Genomic DNA, 16481 nt, shown 5'->3' on the forward strand with positions numbered 1-16481 from the left:
TCAGGGGGTGGCAGGCGGCGACGGGGGAGTGGTGGGGTCGACGGCCTCTTCGAAACGGTGCTCGGCGAGTACGCCCGCCTTGTGCCGCTGCACGAACCAGTAGTAGGCGAAGCCGCCGCAGGCCACGATGCCGATGAAGACGAATGCGCCCCAGCGCAGGTACCAGTGCTGCGGCCCGGTCGCGTTGTAGACCTCGGCGCGGGGCCAGGCCAGGTTGATGGACATGGCCGCGCCCCAGAGCACGGCGAGGATGTTGACCGGGAGGCCGAACTTGCCGAGCGAGAACTTGCCCTCGGCGGGCTGCCACTGGCCGCGCAGCCGCCTGACCAGCATGGGCAGGGTGACCAGCAGATAGGCCAGGTAGATCATGATGATCGCGATGCTCGTGATCACCGAGAAGATCTGCGGCTGATTGATGTTGACGACCAGGATGCCGACGCCGACGAGCCCGATGATGATCGCGGGCAGGACAGGGGTCTTGAAGCGGGGGCTGACCTTCGCGAGCAGCGAGGACGCGGGCAGGCAGTTGTCGCGGGCCATGGCGAACGCGAGGCGGATGCCCGCGGCCTGCACGGCGAGTTCGCAGACGGTGATGGCGACCACCACGCACCACAGCACGATCTCGCCGATCGTGGAGCCCAGCGTGCTCAGGACCACGTACTGCAGCCCGTCCACGGAAAGTTCCTTCGCGTGCAGATCCGGCACGGCCAGGAGCGCGAACAGCAGGATGAGCCCGCCGATGAGGAACGAGAAGACCAGCGCCCGCAGGATGGCCCGCGGCGCGTTGCGGCTCGGGTCGAGGGACTCCTCGCCGAGCGAGGACGCGGTGTCGAAGCCGTACATCACGTACGCCGACGCCAGCGAGGCTGTCAGGAAGGCCCCAAAGTATCCGAGGTTCTGGCCCTGGCCCAAGCCGCCGGTCTCCGTGATGGCGCTCGGGCCGCGTGTGATGTGGGCGGCGAGCAGCACGATCAGGACGACGGCCGCGATCAGCTCGATCAGTACGCCGGCGGAGTTGATCCGGGCCATCAACTTGACGCCGAACGCGTTGACCAGCGTGGTGAACAGGATCAGCACCGAGCCGAGCAGCACCGCGTTCTTCGCCGCGTCGGTCGTCCCGCTGCCGTCCCCGATGAACTGGAACACGTCGGAGATCTGCGGCAGCGTGATCTGGTACGCGAGGGCGACCGCAGCCAGGGACACCATGGTCGCCGTCAGCATCATCCAGCCGCCGAGCCAGCCGACGTGCGGGCCGCCGAGCTGCTTGGCCCAGTTGTAGACGGACCCCGCGACGGGGAAGCGGGCGGCAAGCTCGCAGAAGCACAGGGCCACCATCAGCTGCCCGACGAAGACCATCGGCCAGGACCACCAGTAGGCGGGACCGCCGAAGCTGACGCCGAAGTAGAAGAGCTGGAAGGTGCCGGTCAGGATCGAGATGTAGCTGATCCCGGCGGCAAAGGTGTGGAAGTTGCCGAGGGTGCGCTTGAGCTCGGGGCGGTAGCCGAGCTTGCCGAGCGCGTCGTCGTCGTCCTGGTGCTGTTGCCGGGCGGCGTCGGCGGCCTCGGAGCCCTTGCCGTGGTCCTTGCTCATTCGAACCACCTCTGTGGTGTCGCTGCGAGATTGCGCCAGATGTGCTTGGCCTCTTGGTACTCGGCGAGGCCGGCCGGCCCCAGTTCGCGGCCGAAGCCGGACTGCTTCATGCCGCCCCACTCCGCCTGCGGCACATAGGGGTGGAAGTCGTTGATCCAGACGGTTCCGGCGCGCATCCCGGCCGCCACGCGCTGGCCCTTGCCGGTGTCCTGGGTCCATACGGCGCCCGCGAGGCCGTACACGGTGTCGTTGGCGAGCGCGATCGCCTCGGCCTCGTCCCGGAACCGCTCGACGGTGAGTACCGGGCCGAACGACTCGTCGGTGACCACGGACATGCCGGGGGTGCACTCGTCGAGCACGGTCGGCGGGTAGTAGTAGCCGTCCTTCAGCGCCGGGTCGTCGGGGCGCGCGCCGCCGCAGCGCAGTACCGCGCCCTCGGCGATGCCGGCCGCCACGTACGCCTCGACCTTGTCGCGGTGCGCGGCGGAGATCAGCGGGCCCGTGCGGGCGTTGACGTCGAAGGGGCCGCCGAGCCGGATCTGCTGCGCGCGCTCGACCACCGCGTCGACGAACCTGTCGTGCAGCGAGTCCTCCACGAGGAGCCGCGCCCCGGCCGAACAGACCTGGCCCGAGTGCAGGAAGATCGCCATCAGGGCGTAGTCGAGCGCCGCGTCGAAGTCGGCGTCGGCGAAGACGATGTTCGGGTTCTTGCCGCCCAGTTCCAGGGCGACCTTCTTCACGGTGGGCGCCGCGGCGGCCATGATGCGCCGTCCGGTGACGAGGCCGCCGGTGAACGACACCATGTCGACCCGGGGGTCCTCGCTGAGCGGCGCGCCCGCGGTGGGGCCCGCGCCGAGGATCAGGTTGGCAGCCCCGCCCGGCAGCCCGGCCTCGGTGAGCAGCCGCATCAGGATGATCGAGGTGTGCGGGGTCAGCTCGCTGGGCTTGAGGACGAAGGTGTTGCCCGCGCCGAGCGCCGGGGCGACCTTCCAGGCCGTCTGCAGCAGCGGATAGTTCCACGGAGTGATCAGCGCGCACACCCCGACCGGCTCGTGCACCACCCGGCTGTCCACATCCGGGCTTCCGGCGTCGACGACCCGGTCGGTGCCGCCCGCCGCCGTCAGGTTGCCGAAGTAGCGGAAGCAGTTCGCGATGTCGTCCATGTCGTACTCGCTCTCCACGAGCCGCTTCCCGGTGTCCAGGGATTCGGCGCGGGCGAGCGCGTCCTTGTCGCGTTCGAGGAGGTCGGCCACGCGCAACAGCAGACGGCCGCGTTCGGCCGCCGGAGTGGCGGGCCACGGTCCGCGGTCGAAGGCCTCACGGGCGGCGGCGATCGCCGCCGCGGCGTCCTTCGGCCCGGCCTCGTCGATGGTCGCGACCAGGGTGTTGTCCGCTGGGCAGCGGATTTCCCGTACCTGCCCGTCCACGGCAGTGGTCCATGTTCCGCCGATGAACAGCTCCGGCATGACGGCTCCTCGGGGATGGGATGCGCGGGTGCTCCACGAAAGGACGGTAAGGAGAATGAGCCGCGCCCGCACTACTTGAGCCGCTATTCGGCGCAGCAGCCCCGGTCCGCCCCAGCGGGAACAGGCGTCCGCGAAGATCGTCCGCCCGCCACTCGGTTAGCCTGAAGGCACGATGAACCGACTGAGCACGTCATGGGGCGCGTACGACCTCACACGATTTCCCGAGGACTCCCGCGATCCGCTGCGCGCCTGGTCCGCCGCCGACGCCTACCTGCTGCGGCATCTGGCGGGCGAGACGGAGGACGAGGCGAAGCCCGTCGACCTCTCCGGCGCCGTGGCCGTCGTCGGTGACCGCTGGGGCGCGCTGACCACCTCGCTGGCCGAGCACGGGCCGACCCTGATCACCGATTCCTTCCTCGCGCGGGAGGCGACGCGGGCCAATGTGGCACGCGCCGGGTTCGCGCCGGACGCGGTGCGGCTCGCGAGCACCGACGACGCTGTGCCGAGCAGGATCGACGTACTTCTGGTCCGTGTGCCGAAGAGCCTCTCGCTCCTGGAGGACCAGCTGCACCGGCTCGCGCCCGCCCTGCACGCGGGCACGGTCGTCGTCGGCACCGGCATGGTCAACGAGATCCACACCTCGACGCTCGACCTCTTCGAGCGGATCATCGGCCCTACGCGGACGTCGCTGGCCCGGCAGAAGGCGCGGCTCATCTTCAGCACGCCGGATCCGGAGCGCGACCCCGGCGACAGCCCCTGGCCGCGCAGCCATGTCCTCGACGCCGACTCCGGCGCGGGTGCGGGGCTTACCGTCGTCGACCACGCGGGCGTGTTCTGCGCCGACCGCCTCGACATCGGCACCCGCTTCTTCCTGCACCACCTGCCGACCGGCAGGGGCGCCGCGCACATCGTGGACCTGGGCTGCGGCAACGGCGTGCTCGGCACGGCCGCCGCCGTCGCCGACCCCGAGGCCACGGTCACCTTCATCGACGAGTCGTATCCCGCCGTCGCATCGGCGAAGGCCACCTTCCGCGCGAACGCCGCCGCGTCCACGCGCGCGGAGTTCGTCGCGGGCGACGCGCTGTCCACCGTCCCCGACGGGACGGTGGACCTCGTCCTGAACAACCCGCCCTTCCACAGCCACCAGGCGACCTCCGGCGCGACCGCCTGGCGGATGTTCAACGGAGCACGCGCCGCGCTGCGTCCCGGCGGTGAGCTGTGGGTCGTCGGCAACCGCCACCTCGGGTACCACGTGAAGCTGCGGAAGCTCTTCGGCAACTCCCAAGTCATGGCGAGCGACCCGAAGTTCGTGGTTCTGCGGGCGGTCAAGCGCGACCGCTGACACCGGTCCTGAGACTGCGTCAGGCGTCGAAGGCGGTGGCCCGCGTCACCTTCTCCCACGTGGCGATCTCCGCACGGACCGAGTCGAGGTGGCCGACGACCGCGTCCACGGCGTCCTCGCCAAGGGGCAGCCGCAGCGGAGTGTCGTCGGCGTCGAGCGCGGTGATGATCGCGGCGGCGGCCTTCGCCGGGTCGCCGGGCTGCTCGCCGTCGCCACCCGCGACCATCGTGCGGGTGGCGCCCGCCGTCCGGGCGTAGTCCGGGATCTCCACGGGGCTCGCGCTGGTGTTGCCGAACAGGCTGGTGCGGAAGGCGCCGGGCTCCACGACCAGGACCTTGATGCCGAGCGGTCCCACCTCCGCGGCCAGCGCCTCCGACATTCCCTCAAGGGCGAACTTCGTTCCGCTGTACGCCGAGAACCCCGCGAACGACATCTGCCCGCCCATGCTGCTCATCTGCACGATCGCGCCCGAGCGCCGTGCCCGCATGTGCGGAAGCACGGCGCGGGTCAGCGCGGCGGGGCCGAAGACGTGCACGTCGAACAGGGCACGCAGCTCGGCGTCCGAGTCCTCCTCCAGGGCGCCGACGTGGCTTCGGCCCGCGTTGTTCACCAGGACGTCGATGCGCCCGTGCCGGTCGGTGACGTCGCGTACGGCGGCCTCGATGCCGGCCGTGTCGGTCACGTCCAGGGTGAGCGCCTCGACCTGGTCGGGGTGGGCGGTGACCAGGTCGTCCAGGGACGACGCGTTGCGGGCGGTGGCCACGACCACGCCGCCCGCCGCGACGGCCGCCTCGGTGATCGCCCGGCCGAAGCCGCTGTTCGCGCCCGTCACGAGCCATACCTTCGTCATCACGAACTCCCTTGAAGTGGCGGCCGGTTCATCCGTTTCCCGGCTACGTGGATCATCCTGCGGCAGCTGCGGGTGGCAGGTCCAAGACCTGACGTGATAGCTGATGGTTATGGACCTACACGGCAGGGACGTACACAGCAGGGATCTGCGTTACTTCGTCGCGGTGGCGCAGGAGTTGCACTTCACGCGGGCCGCCGAGCGGCTCTTCGTCTCGCAGCCCGCGCTGAGCAAGCAGATACGGGCGCTGGAACGGCAGCTGGGGGCCGAGCTGTTCGTGCGGGACCACCGCGGCGTGCGGCTCACTTCCGTGGGTGCGGCGCTCCTGCCGCATGCCCAACAGGTGCTTGAGGGCTGGCGGTCGGCGGTCGGCGCGGTGGAGCGCGCGAAGGACGAGGAGCGGGCCACGCTCACCGTGGGCATGAGCACGCGACCGGCCCGCGGCGGCCTTCTGCCCGCCGTGCGGTCCCGCTTCGGCGAGGCCCGTCCGTCGGCCACGATCCGGCTGCGGCAGGTGAGTTGGGAGGACGCGAGCGCGGGCCTCGCGGACGGTACGGCGGATGTGGCCTTCGTCTGGCTGCCGCTTCCCGACCTGGAGCGCTACGAGTGGGTGGTGGTCGCCGACGAGCCACGCCATGTCGCCCTGCCCGAGACCCACCGCCTCGCGGGCCTGGACGAGGTCGACTTCGCCGACATCGCCGACGAGCCCTTCCTCGCCCTGCCCGAGAGCGCGGGCGCGCTGCGGGACTACTGGCTCGCCCTGGACGCCCGCGAGGGCCGCGCGCCCCGCATCGGCGCGGAGATCGCCAGCACCGACGAGACGTACGAGGCGCTGGTGGACGGCCGCGGTGTCTGCCTGGTGGCCGCGGGCAACGCGCCCCTGATCACGCTCGGCGGCGTCGTCACGCGCCCGGTCCGCGGCATCGCGCCCAGCCGGTTCGCCCTGGCCTGGCGCGCGGGTGACGACGCCCGACCGCTGGTGAGCGCGTACATCAAGGCGTGCGCGGAGGCGCTCGGACGGGTGGAGCAAGAGCGCTAGGAAGGGTGGACCGACGACGCGCGGACGGGCGGAACGGGAGCCCGCGGGCGTATCTCGTCGCAACCGTTGACCTTGCCCCAACACCCCCTTACCGTTTCGGCGTTCGGAGTATCAGATGGCGTTCGAAATCACGAACGTCTGCGTGAGGGGACGCTCGCACCATGGAGCGCACAGTGCTCAAGAAGACGTCCTGATGGACCTCGACGGGACCTGGGGCCTGACCGGCTGGCAATGGGTGTTCCTGGCCACCGGCATCCCGGCCGTGCTCGTCGCGCCCGTCGTCCTTGCCCGGCTGCCCGCGGGACCGGAGGAGGCGCGCTGGCTCGCCGCCGACGAACGCCGGTGGCTCATCGACGCCCTGGCCGCCGACCGGGCCGAAGCGGGCGAACAGCCGCAGCACGCGCTCGCGGTCCTGCGCGACCGCCGCGTCCTGACCGCCGCCGTGTTCTTCCTGGCCTTCCCGCTGTCCACCTACGGCCTGTCGTTCTGGCTGCCCACGATCATCGACGGCTTCGGCGATCTGACGAGCACCGAGATCGGATTCGTCTCCGCCGTTCCGTACGTCTGCGTCGCCGCGGGACTCGTCGTCGTGCCCCGCTTGGTGGCCCGCCGCGACACCCCCTATCTGTGGACGGCGGCGATGCTCGGCCTGACCGTCGCCGGGTTCACCGTCACCGCGCTCTTCGGCTCACCCGTCGTGCAGATGCTCGGCCTGTGTGCCGCGGCCGTCGGCGGATACGCGGCGCAGCCCGCCTTCTGGGCGCTGATCCCGCGCTTCCTGACGGGCGCCGCCGCGGCAGCGGGCATCGCAGCGGTCAACGCGCTCGGCAACCTCGGCGGCGGCTTCGGCCCGCTCGGCATCGCGGCAGTCGTCGACTCCACCGGCAGCGCCCTGACCGGCCTCCTGTTCCTGCTCGCGGTCGCCGTGCTCGGGCTGCTCGCCGTCCCCCTGCTGCGGCGCGCGCTGAGCACGCCGCCCGCACCGGGCGCGGCGTCCGTCCCGGGCACGGCGTCCGCGCCCTCTGCCGCACCCCGTCCCGAGGCGTCGTCCGCCGCCGAGAAGTCCGTCCCGTAATCCGATCCCACCCCGCCCACCAGGGAGCCGCATGAGCCACAGCGAAGTACCCGAAGTACCCAAGGTGACCGAAGTGCCCAGCCGCAGGACCCTGTTGAGAGGAACGCTCGCCGCGGGCGCCGCCGTCGCCGCCGCGCCGGTCCTCGCCCAGGCACCCGCCCACGCCGCGTCCCGGGCGGCCGCCGCCTACCGCAACCCGCTCGTCGAGCAGCGCGCCGACCCGCACATCCGCCGCCACACCGACGGCCACTACTACTTCACGGCGACCTCGCCCGAGTACGACCGCATCATCCTGCGCCGCTCCCGCACCCTGCGGGGCCTGACGCGGGCGGACGAGTCCGTCATCTGGCGGCGGCACACGAGCGGCGACATGGCCTCGCACATCTGGGCGCCGGAACTCCACCACATCAACGGCAAGTGGTACATCTACTTCGCCGCGGCCCCCGCCGACGACGTGTGGAAGATCCGTATCTGGGTCCTGGAGAACACCAACGCCAATCCTCTCAAGGGGAGTTGGACCGAGAAGGGGCAGCTCACCACCGCCTGGGACACCTTCTCGCTCGACGCCACCACCTTCACCCACCGCGGCAGCCGCTACCTGGCCTGGGCGCAGTACGAGCCCGGCATGGACAACAACACCGGCGTCTTCCTGTCGCGCATGGCGAACCCCTGGTCCCTGACAGGGCCTCAGATACGCCTGACCACACCCGAATACGACTGGGAGTGCGTCGGCTTCAAGGTGAACGAAGGGCCCTCCGTCATCCAGCGCAACGGCCGCGTCTTCCTCTCGTACTCGGCGTCCGCGACCGACTTCAACTACTGCATCGGGCTGCTCACCGCCGACACCCGCAGCGACCTCATGGACCCCGCCTCCTGGTCCAAGTCGCCGACCCCCGTCTTCACCAGCAACGACACGACCAAGCAGTACGGTCCGGGCCACAACTGCTTCACCGTCGCCGAGGACGGCCGCACCGACGTCCTCGTCTACCACGCCCGCCAGTACAAGGACATCGTCGGCGACCCCCTGCACGACCCCAACCGCCACACCCGCATCCAGAGGCTCGGCTGGAAGGCGGACGGCACACCGGACTTCGGCATCCCCGTCGCCGATGCCGCCGGGGCGTGAGGGGCGTGCCGGTCACCGCGGGCGAGCGCCTCGGTCATCGAGCGGGGTGGAGGAGGGGGCGCAGGAACGAGTGCACGAAGGCGTTGCGGAACTTCCCCTGCGGGTCCAGGTGTGCGGCCAGAGCGGCGAAATCGGCTGCGTGCGGATAGCGGGCGCCCAGTGAGGCCGGTTCGGTGCCGAACACCTTGCCCCAGTGCGGCCGGGGCGCGAACGGCGCCAGGTGCTCCTCGACGAGCGTGACCACCGGGAGCACGGCCGCCGCGTCCGGCACCCAGGTGAAGTGGAACGCCACGGTGTCCCGGCCGTGTGCGGGGCTGAGCCACTGAGTGTCGGCGGCGACCGTGCGCACCTCGCAGACCTGGAGGACCGGCGCCACCTCGTCCCTGAGGCCATCCAGGGCGTGCAGCGCGGCGATGGCGTGCTCGCGCGGCAGCAGATACTCCGACTGGAGCTCGGCCCCGCTGCTCGGCGTGAACTCAGCCCGGAAATGCGGGAGTCGCTCGTGCCACGGCCCCGGCACACCGAGCTGTTCGGTGCAGTTGACGGCGGGCATGCCCGGTACGGGATGCCGCGGCTCGCTCACGGGAGCAGCCCAGGGGAAGTCGACGGCGCCATCGCCGCGCCGCTTGAGCCACACCTGGTTGAAGCGCGGCCCGCGCCAGTCCGTGAACAGACTCACGCTGTACGCCGCCGCCGACACCGCCTCGAAGTCGAGCCCCGCGAGCGGGAGTTCGCCGAACACGTGCTGGCTCACCGAGAAGTCCGGCTCCAGGTCGAGGGTGAGGGCGAGGACCACGCCGAGCGCACCGAGCGAGACCACCGCCCCGTCGAAACCGTCGTCGCCCCGGCTCAGTACGCGCGTCTCCCCGTCGGCGGTCACCAGCTCCACCGCGCGTACGGCCTGTGCGAGCGACGGGTTGCCGTTGCCCGAGCCGTGCGTACCGGTGGCGACCGAACCGGCCACCGAAATGTGCGGCAGGGAGGCCATGTTCGGCAGGGCGAGCCCGTGCGAGGCGACGTGCCGGGCGAGTTCGGCGTACCGCACGCCGCCTGACACGCGCACGGTGCGCGCCGTGGTGTCCACGTCGACGGACGGCTCAAGGGCGGCGAGCGAGAGCAGGACGGTGTCCGCCCCGTCTCCGTCCACATCGGCGATCCGGTTGAACGAGTGGCCGCTGCCGAGCACCCGCACCTGGCGGCTGCCCGCGACGAGGGTCCGCAGGGCGGTCTGCGACGCGGGCCGGTGCAGCTCACGGGCCGAGAAGGTGATGTTCCCTGCCCAGTTGGTCACGGCACCGTCCCGGCCGGTGGCCAAGGCGTCAGTCATGTTCGGGTCCCTCCCTCACGGCCGCGGGGGAGAAGCCCGCCCCGCGGCCTCGTCCTTGTACGTCAGGCCGACCTTGTACGTCGGGCCGACCTTGCAGGTCAGGCAGAGCCGCGGATCACGAGCTCCGTCGGCAGGATCACCGCGGCCGGGTCCTCGCCGCCCATCTGGGCCAGCAGCACCCGCACCATCTCGGCGCTGATGCGGTCCCAGGGCTGGCGGACCGTCGTCAGCTCCGGGCGTGCGGTCAGGGCGGCGGGCGAGTCGTCGAAGCCGCCGACCGCGATGTCCTGCGGGACGCGGCGGTCCGCGCGGTCCAGAGCGGTGAGGACGCCCTGCGCCATGAGGTCGGACGCGACGAACACGGCGTCCAGATCGGGCGCCTGGGCAAGGAGCCGGGTCGCGGCGGCCTCACCGCCCGCCCGGCTGTAGTCGCCGGACGCGATGAGCCGCTCGTCGACCGTGATGCCCTGCTCGGTGAGGATCTCCCGGTAGCCCGCGAGCCGGTCCACACCGCCGGGGGTGTCAAGGGGCCCGGTCACCGTGCCGATGCGGCGCCGCCCGAGGGAGAGGAGGTGGCGCACCATGTCGCGCGCGCCGTCCCGGTCGTCCGCGGCGACATAGCTCACCTTGGAGGCCTGCCCGATCGGCTTCCCGCACGCCACGAGCGGGACCCCGGCCTCCCGCAGCTCGTCCGCGACGGGGTCGCCGGAGTGGCTGGAGACCAGGAGCACCCCGTCGACGTGGCCCGCGGTGATGTAGCGCATGATGCGGCGCCGCTCGTCCGGGGTTCCGGCCAGCATCAGGAGCAGCGGGATGTCGTGCGCGGCGAGCGCCTGCGTGCAGCCCCGCAGCAGGACGTTGAAGTTCGGGTCCTCGAAGAAGCGCTCCTGCGGTTCGGTGAGCAGGAAGCCCACCGAGTCGGAGCGCCCGGTGATCAGTGAGCGGGCGTGCCGGTTGACGACGTAACCGGTCTTGCGGATGGCCGCGTTCACGGCCTCCTGCGCGGTGGGGCTGACGTAGTGCCCGCCGTTGAGGACGCGGGACACCGTGCCGCGCGAGACGCCGGCCTCGCGGGCCACGTCGTGGATCGTCGGCGGCCTGCGCCTGCCCCCCGTTGCGTTCATGGTCACGACTTTACGGCTCCGGACAGCAGGTCGAGGCTCCAGAAGCGCTGGATGACCAGGAAGAGGGCGATGAGCGGTACGACGGCCAGAAGGGCCCCGGTGATCACCAGGGTGTACAGCGCGGGGGTGTTGGAGCCCTGTTCCAGGAGCGTGAACAGACCCAGCGTGATGGGGAACTTCTCGTCGTCGCTGAGCATGATGTAGGGGAGCAGGAAGTTGTTCCACACCGCCACGAACTGGAAGAGGAACACCGTCACCAGGCCTGGCACCATCATCGGCAGCGCGATCCGCGTGAAGATCCGCCACTCGCTCGCGCCGTCCATGCGCCCGGCCTCCACGACATCGCCGGGCACGGCCGAAGCGGCGTAGATCCGGGCGAGGTACACGCCGTAGGGGGAGAGGATCAGCGGCAACAGGACCGAGGCGTAGGAATCGGTGAGGTCGGCCTTCGCGAGCAGGAGGTACTGCGGCACGGCCAGGATCACCGGCGGCATCAGGACGCCCGCCATGAGGATGTTGAAGACGGTTTCGCGGCCGCGGAAGCGGTAGATCGCGAGCGCGTAGCCGCTGACCGCGGAGACGGCCGTGGACAGGAGCGCGCCCAGGCCCGCGTAGAGCGCGGAGTTGCCCGTCCACCGCCAGTAGATGCCGTCGCGGTAGGCCGACAGGTCCGTGAGGTTGTCGGCGAAGCCGCTCCCGGGCCAGAACGTGAACGTGGAGAACAGCTCGCGGCCCGACTTGGTGGAGGCGATCACCACCCAGAGCACGGGCAGCAGACAGTACAGGGCGCCGAGCGCGAGGACGGCGGTCGGAAGCACGGCGATCCGGCGGGGCGCGGGCGGGCCCTGTGCGGTGCCGGGGGTGGTGCCCGTGGCGGGCCGCGTCCTGCGGACGGCGAGCGAGCTCGGCGAACTCATCGGGTCGCCTCCTTCTTCGTACGGGAGTTCGCGGCGCGCAGGAACCCGAAGGACAGGACGAGCGTGGCGACGGCGATGATCACGGCGGTGGCGGCGGCGGAGTTGATGTCACCCTTGCCGAAGGCGTCCTGGTACACCTTCATCAGCGGACTCCAGGTGGTGGAAACGGAGTTGGTGAGCGGTTTGAGGGTGGTGGGCTCGCTGAACACCTGGAGCGTCGCGATGATCGAGAAGAAGAAGGTGAGCACGAGCGAGGGCGCCACCATCGGGATCTTGATCCGCAGCGCGATCTGCAGCTGCGAGCAGCCGTCCAGCTTCGCGGCCTCGTGGACCTCGGCCGGGATGGCCCGCAGCGAGGTGTAGATGACGATCATGTTGAAGCCGGTGCCGCCCCAGACCGCGATGTTCGAGAGCGCGAGATAGAGGGGGCCGCCGTCGAGCAGATCCGGCTGGGGCAGGCCCAGCTTGTCGAGGACGTAGAAGAAGGGGCTGACGTCCTGGAGGTAGAGGAACCCCCACAGGAGCGCGGCGATGACCCCGGGCACGGCGTACGGCAGGAAGATCGCCAGGCGCGTGAAGGGGGTGAGGCGCACCCGTTCGGTGTCCAGGAGCAGCGCGAAGAGCAGGGCCAGGCCGAGCATCACCGGGATGACGACGGCGCCGTACCCGAGCACGCGCAGCGCGCCGTGCAGGAGCTCGGAGTCGGTGAGCGCGTCGGTGTAGTTGCCGATCCCGGCCCACACCTCGCGCCGGGCGTCCTTGCCGAGGCCGAGGCCCTTCACCTCGACCTTGTGGAGACTGAGCCAGAGCGCGTAGCCGATGGGCAGCGCGAAGAAGAGCGCGAAGAGCAGGGTGGCGGGGAGCAGGAAGGCGTACGGGGCGCTCCTGACCCCGTACTTGTCCCCGAACGACGTCCTGCGGCGGGGGCGTGCGGAGGTCACGGCGCGACTCCGAAGCCCTGCTTCTTCAGGTCGGCGACGGTCGTGTCCTGCATGGTGTTCAGGGCGCCGCCGAAGTCGGACTTGTTCTTGGCGGCCGAGCCGAAGGCGTCCTTGAACGAGGTGTACGCGACGTTCACGTTCGGGCCCCAGGCGCCGGGAGCCGCCGTCTTCGCGATCTTCGCGGCCTGCGGGTAGAAGTCCCGCTGGCCGGCGAAGAAGGCAGGCGGCTCGGTGAACGCGCCGCTGGTCTGGGCGGCGGTGGCGGCGGGATAGATGCCGCCTTCCTTCGCGAGCGCGTCGAGTGCCTTCGGGTCGGTGTTCAGCCAGGCCGCGAACTTGGCGGCGGCGGTCTTGTTGCCGCTGTCGGTGGTGACGGCGGTCGACGAGCCGCCCCAACTCCCCGTGGTGTTCTCGCCCTTGGTCCACTGCGGCAGCGGCGCCATGGCCCACTTGCCCTTGGTGTCGGGTGCGGCGGTGGTGAGGGTGCCGGGCGCCCACACGGCGCTCACCCAGGCGATCTGCTTGCCGGTGTTCAGGGCCTTGTTCCAGGCGGGCGTGTACATCGGCTGGTTGTCGACGGCGCCCTCCTTGACGAGACCGCCCCAGAAGTCGGCGACCTTGCGCGTGGCGCCGTCGTCGATGCCGACCTTCCACTTCTCGCCCTTGGTGGTCCACCACTTGGCGCCTGCCTGCTGGGCGAGGCCCGCGAAGAGACCGGAGTCGTTCGCGGAGAACGTGGTGAGGTCCTTGTCCGGCGCCTTCTTCTTCAGGGCTCGGGCCGTCTCGGCGAACTCGTCCCACGTGGCGGGGACCTTGAGGTCGTACTTCTTGAAGAGGTCGGCGCGGTAGTAGAACATCATCGGCCCCGAGTCCTGCGGCACCGCGTACACCGCGTCCGAGCCCAGTGTCGTCTGCTGCCAGACGCCCTCGGGGAACTCGCTCTTCACCGCGCCCACTTCACCGGATATGTCGGCGAGCGCGTCGTTGCTGACCAGGGTCGGCAGCGCCTGGTACTCGGCCTGGACCAGGTCGGGGGCCTTCTTGGCCTTGTGAGCGGTGAGGATCTTGGTGACCAGAGTGTCGCCGGAGGCCTGCTTCTTGACCGTGACGTCGATCTGTTCCTTCTTGCCGGGGCCCTTGTTCCACAGGTCGACGACCTTGTCCATGCCGGGCGTCCAGGCCCAGTACGTCAGGGAGGCGGGGCCCGCATCACCCTTGCTCCCGTCGTCCGAGGAGCCGCACGAGGTGAGGGCGGCGGCGCTGAGGGCGAGGGCGAGCGAAGTGGCGTAGAAGCGGCGGTGCTTCGTGAACGGCATGGATGGTCTCCCCTTACCGGGTGGCTGTGCCCGCTGTGTCGAGCGGCCTGCCACGCATCTGTGAGCGTTCACAGTAGAGAAACATCCAGGACACTTGTCAATGGTTGTTGCTGTGCGGTTATGTTGAACTCGGAACCGTGAAAGTGTGTGTGCACGTTCCCAATTGATGGACCCAACTGATCGATGACTCGGGAGAGATCCATGCCGGAGACCACCCCCACGGGCCTGACCGGGCTCGCCTTCGGTGGGGACTACAACCCCGAGCAGTGGCCGGAATCCGTCTGGCGCGAGGACATGGCGCTGATGCGCGAGGCCGGCGTCACGATGGTGAGCGTCGGGATCTTCTCCTGGGCCCTGCTCGAACCGTCCCCCGGCGCCCACGACTTCGGCTGGCTCGACCGGGTCATGGACCTCCTGCACGAGCACGGCATCCGCGCCGACCTCGGGACCCCGACGGTCGCGCCGCCCGCCTGGTTCTACCGCGCGCACCCCGACGCCCTGCCCGTCACCGCCGAAGGTGTCCGCTACGAGTTCGGCTCACGCGGCGCCATCTGCCACAGCAACACCGCCTACCGCGAGGCGTCCGCCGCCATCACCGAGCAACTCGCCCGCCGGTACGCCGGGCACCCGGCGCTCGCGATGTGGCACGTCCACAACGAGTACGGGGTGCCGGTCTCCGCCTGCTACTGCGACTCCTGCGCCACGCACTTCCGGGTCTGGCTCCGGACGGCGTACGGGAGCGTGGCTGCGGTCAACGAGGCGTGGGGCACGGCCTTCTGGGGGCAGCGCTACGGCTCCTTCGAGGAGATCGAGCCGCCGCGCGTCACGCCCACGGTCGGCAACCCGGCCCAGGCCCTCGACTACCGCAGGTTCGCCGACGCCACCCTGCGCGAGAACTTCGTGCGCGAACGCGACATCCTGCACCGCCTCGCTCCCGGCACCCCCGTCACCACCAACTTCATGACCGCGCTGAGCCAGTGCGACTCCCTGGACTACTGGGCCTGGGGCCGCGAGGTCGACCTCGTCACCAACGACCACTACCTGATCACCGACGGCCGCCGCACCCACGTCAACCTCGCCATGGCCGCCGACCTCACCCGCTCCGTCGCGGGCGGCGCCCCCTGGCTGCTCCTGGAACACTCCACGTCCGGCGTCAACTGGCAGCCCCGCAACCCCGCGAAGGCGCCGGGGCAGATGGCTCGCAACTCCCTGGCCCACGTCGCGCGCGGCTCCGAGGGTGCCCTCTTCTTCCAGTGGCGACAGTCGAGGCGCGGCGCGGAGAAGTTCCACTCGGCGATGCTGCCGCACGCGGGAACGGACTCCCGGGTCTGGCGCGAGGTCGTCGAACTGGGCGCGGCAGTAGGTGATTTGGCGTCCCTGAAGAGCACGCGGACCGTCGCCGACGTGGCGATGCTGTGGGACTGGCACTCCTGGTGGGCGCAGTCCCTGCAGTGGAGGCCCAGCGAGGACCACGACGCACGCGAGCGCGCCGACACGTTCTACGAGGCCCTGTACGACCGCCACCTCACCGTCGACTTCGCCCATCCCGAGGCCGACCTGTCGACGTATCCCCTGGTGGTCGTGCCCGCCCTGTATCTGGCCACGGAGGCCGCCGCGCTCAACCTCAAGGAGTACGCGGCGCGGGGCGGCACCCTCCTCGTCTCCTACTTCTCCGGCATCGTCGACGAGCACGACGCCGTGCACCCCGGCCCCTGCCCCGGCGCCCTGCGCGACGTGCTCGGCCTGACCGTCGAGGAGTTCTCACCGCTGCTCGACGGCCGGTCGGTGCGCATCACGGGACCCGACGGCACCGAACTCACCGGCGACGTGTGGACGGAGTTCGTCGTGCCGCGCGGCGCGGAGACCGTGTGGACGTACGCGGACGGCCTGGCCGCGGGGCACCCCGCCGTCACCCGGCACCGAATCGGCGAAGGCACCGCCTGGTACGTCTCCACGCGCCTGGGCGCCCGCGACCTCGACGCCCTGATCGCCGGCGCCTGCGCCGACGCGGGTGTCACCGAGCGGCCCGAACTCCCGCGTGACGTCGAGGTGGTGACCCGGCGGGGCGACACCGGCACCTACGTCTTCGCGATCAACCACACCGCGTCCGAAGCCAAGGTGCCGCTAGACGCCCACGGCACCGAACTCCTCACCGGCGAGCGCGCCGCGGGCCGCCTCGCGGTGCCCGCGGGCGCCGTACGGGTCGTCCGCCTCGACGGCTGACCCGCCCCCTCAAGACGCCGGGCGGGTCCGTGGGGGACCCCACCCGGCCCCGGTGGCGTCGCGCGGAGACCTCCGAGCGCGGAGATCATCCCGCGCGGCGCCACCACCCCCATCCCCCCACCCCAAGTACCGCGAAGTCGAAGGGACA

At 70.8% G+C, this 16481-nt stretch carries 13 protein-coding genes; 5 read left to right on the forward strand and 8 right to left on the reverse strand.

What is annotated here, in order from left to right; translation table 11 throughout:
- Entirely contained in the window at nt 1-1590 is a 1590-nt protein-coding gene (locus AC07AG_RS28445; RefSeq protein ID WP_478758906.1) for an APC family permease, read from the reverse strand.
- On the reverse strand, nt 1587-3056 hold the full coding sequence (locus AC07AG_RS28450; RefSeq protein ID WP_478758908.1) for an aldehyde dehydrogenase family protein: 1470 nt from the start codon (nt 3054-3056) through the stop codon (nt 1587-1589). The genes AC07AG_RS28445 and AC07AG_RS28450 overlap by 4 nt, the downstream gene beginning before the upstream one ends.
- Before the next feature lie 172 nt (nt 3057-3228).
- Between AC07AG_RS28450 and AC07AG_RS28455 the strand changes: the two genes are divergently transcribed.
- On the forward strand, nt 3229-4398 hold the full coding sequence (locus tag AC07AG_RS28455; protein ID WP_478758910.1) for a methyltransferase: 1170 nt from the start codon (nt 3229-3231) through the stop codon (nt 4396-4398).
- A 19-nt stretch (nt 4399-4417) separates the two neighbouring features.
- On the opposite strand, the gene AC07AG_RS28460 is transcribed toward AC07AG_RS28455, so the two are convergent.
- Nucleotides 4418-5248 (reverse strand): oxidoreductase, encoded by an 831-nt coding sequence (locus tag AC07AG_RS28460; RefSeq protein ID WP_478758912.1) that lies wholly within the window; start codon nt 5246-5248, stop codon nt 4418-4420.
- A 109-nt stretch (nt 5249-5357) separates the two neighbouring features.
- Here AC07AG_RS28460 and AC07AG_RS28465 point away from each other — a divergent pair, with 109 nt between their 5' ends.
- The 3 genes from AC07AG_RS28465 to AC07AG_RS28475 all read left to right on the forward strand — a co-directional run bounded on the left by AC07AG_RS28465 (nt 5358) and on the right by AC07AG_RS28475 (nt 8485).
- Entirely contained in the window at nt 5358-6284 is a 927-nt protein-coding gene (locus AC07AG_RS28465; protein WP_478758914.1) for a LysR family transcriptional regulator, read from the forward strand.
- 193 nt (nt 6285-6477) lie between these two features.
- Complete coding sequence (locus AC07AG_RS28470) at nt 6478-7359, forward strand: MFS transporter (protein ID WP_478758916.1); 882 nt, start codon at nt 6478-6480, stop codon at nt 7357-7359.
- Nucleotides 7360-7390: 31 nt separating this feature from the next.
- The gene (locus AC07AG_RS28475) at nt 7391-8485 is read left to right on the forward strand and encodes a glycoside hydrolase family 43 protein (protein WP_478758918.1); all 1095 of its coding nucleotides are present in this window, start codon (nt 7391-7393) and stop codon (nt 8483-8485) included.
- A 34-nt stretch (nt 8486-8519) separates the two neighbouring features.
- On the opposite strand, the gene AC07AG_RS28480 is transcribed toward AC07AG_RS28475, so the two are convergent.
- The 5 genes from AC07AG_RS28480 to AC07AG_RS28500 form a co-directional block, all read right to left on the reverse strand.
- On the reverse strand, nt 8520-9812 hold the full coding sequence (locus AC07AG_RS28480) for an FAD-binding protein (RefSeq protein ID WP_478758920.1): 1293 nt from the start codon (nt 9810-9812) through the stop codon (nt 8520-8522).
- A 98-nt stretch (nt 9813-9910) separates the two neighbouring features.
- On the reverse strand, nt 9911-10942 hold the full coding sequence (locus AC07AG_RS28485; RefSeq protein WP_478758922.1) for a LacI family DNA-binding transcriptional regulator: 1032 nt from the start codon (nt 10940-10942) through the stop codon (nt 9911-9913).
- Entirely contained in the window at nt 10939-11853 is a 915-nt protein-coding gene (locus tag AC07AG_RS28490; protein ID WP_478758924.1) for a carbohydrate ABC transporter permease, read from the reverse strand. The genes AC07AG_RS28485 and AC07AG_RS28490 overlap by 4 nt, the downstream gene beginning before the upstream one ends.
- Nucleotides 11850-12794 (reverse strand): carbohydrate ABC transporter permease, encoded by a 945-nt coding sequence (locus AC07AG_RS28495; protein WP_478758926.1) that lies wholly within the window; start codon nt 12792-12794, stop codon nt 11850-11852. The genes AC07AG_RS28490 and AC07AG_RS28495 overlap by 4 nt, the downstream gene beginning before the upstream one ends.
- The gene (locus tag AC07AG_RS28500) at nt 12791-14110 is read right to left on the reverse strand and encodes an ABC transporter substrate-binding protein (protein WP_478758928.1); all 1320 of its coding nucleotides are present in this window, start codon (nt 14108-14110) and stop codon (nt 12791-12793) included. Before AC07AG_RS28500 ends, AC07AG_RS28495 begins: the two co-directional genes overlap by 4 nt.
- 201 nt (nt 14111-14311) lie before the next feature.
- Between AC07AG_RS28500 and AC07AG_RS28505 the strand changes: the two genes are divergently transcribed.
- Nucleotides 14312-16333 carry a beta-galactosidase gene (locus tag AC07AG_RS28505; RefSeq protein ID WP_478758930.1) on the forward strand — a complete coding sequence of 674 codons (2022 nt, stop codon included), beginning with the start codon at nt 14312-14314 and terminating at the stop codon, nt 16331-16333.
- Nucleotides 16334-16481 lie beyond the last annotated feature (148 nt).

This window comes from Streptomyces sp. NPDC044044 (genome assembly GCF_056434405.1).

What these genes read in the sequence shown, in the direction of transcription:
- AC07AG_RS28445 (WP_478758906.1), bottom strand. Translation starts at nt 1,590, where the DNA reads ATGAGCAAGGACCACGGCAAGGGCTCCGAGGCCGCCGACGCCGCCCGG.
- AC07AG_RS28450 (WP_478758908.1), bottom strand. Translation starts at nt 3,056, where the DNA reads ATGCCGGAGCTGTTCATCGGCGGAACATGGACCACTGCCGTGGACGGG.
- AC07AG_RS28455 (WP_478758910.1), top strand. Translation starts at nt 3,229, where the DNA reads ATGAACCGACTGAGCACGTCATGGGGCGCGTACGACCTCACACGATTT.
- AC07AG_RS28460 (WP_478758912.1), bottom strand. Translation starts at nt 5,248, where the DNA reads ATGACGAAGGTATGGCTCGTGACGGGCGCGAACAGCGGCTTCGGCCGG.
- AC07AG_RS28465 (WP_478758914.1), top strand. Translation starts at nt 5,358, where the DNA reads ATGGACCTACACGGCAGGGACGTACACAGCAGGGATCTGCGTTACTTC.
- AC07AG_RS28470 (WP_478758916.1), top strand. Translation starts at nt 6,478, where the DNA reads ATGGACCTCGACGGGACCTGGGGCCTGACCGGCTGGCAATGGGTGTTC.
- AC07AG_RS28475 (WP_478758918.1), top strand. Translation starts at nt 7,391, where the DNA reads ATGAGCCACAGCGAAGTACCCGAAGTACCCAAGGTGACCGAAGTGCCC.
- AC07AG_RS28480 (WP_478758920.1), bottom strand. Translation starts at nt 9,812, where the DNA reads ATGACTGACGCCTTGGCCACCGGCCGGGACGGTGCCGTGACCAACTGG.
- AC07AG_RS28490 (WP_478758924.1), bottom strand. Translation starts at nt 11,853, where the DNA reads ATGAGTTCGCCGAGCTCGCTCGCCGTCCGCAGGACGCGGCCCGCCACG.
- AC07AG_RS28500 (WP_478758928.1), bottom strand. Translation starts at nt 14,110, where the DNA reads ATGCCGTTCACGAAGCACCGCCGCTTCTACGCCACTTCGCTCGCCCTC.
- AC07AG_RS28505 (WP_478758930.1), top strand. Translation starts at nt 14,312, where the DNA reads ATGCCGGAGACCACCCCCACGGGCCTGACCGGGCTCGCCTTCGGTGGG.